The organism is Salinivibrio costicola subsp. alcaliphilus (assembly GCF_001996185.1).
Classification (GTDB): domain Bacteria; phylum Pseudomonadota; class Gammaproteobacteria; order Enterobacterales; family Vibrionaceae; genus Salinivibrio; species Salinivibrio costicola.
Window position 1 is genome coordinate 1 of record NZ_MUFR01000148.1, and the last position, 408, is coordinate 408.

The 408-nt window shown below is 49.8% G+C and carries 1 pseudogene; it reads right to left on the reverse strand.

Annotated elements, in window-relative coordinates:
• Positions 1-92: 92 nt before the first annotated feature.
• A pseudogene (locus BZJ21_RS15620) lies at positions 93-408 on the reverse strand (glycosyl hydrolase family 26); the annotation flags it as partial.

Below are 408 nucleotides of genomic sequence, written 5' to 3' on the forward strand. Positions count from 1 at the left end.
CCAGCGCTAGCGCTGGTCACTGCGGTGGGCGGAAAACAACCATGCCCACCGGCGGTATCGCCTAATCGTGCTGCCCCTGGCATAGCGCCTCCTTAACGTGCAATCACCATACGTCCATCAATGATGGCAAAAAACGGATCCAGACTCGTAATTAAATCTAATTCATCCGAGCCATATCTGATTGGAGACATACCACGTTGATCCTCTAATCTGACTAAACGTCCATCCATAAGGCTCTTTAATGAGTACTCATGCCATTCGCGCCTTGGTTCTGCTTGGACATCAGAAGCCCGTTCAAAATCCCCTGGCAAATCCATCACATCAAAAAACTCCTCCGGCTCGGTCATATAGGCTTCCGCTTTCGCTTTTTCTCGGTTCGAGAGTGACCACGCCATTTTTAACCCTTCA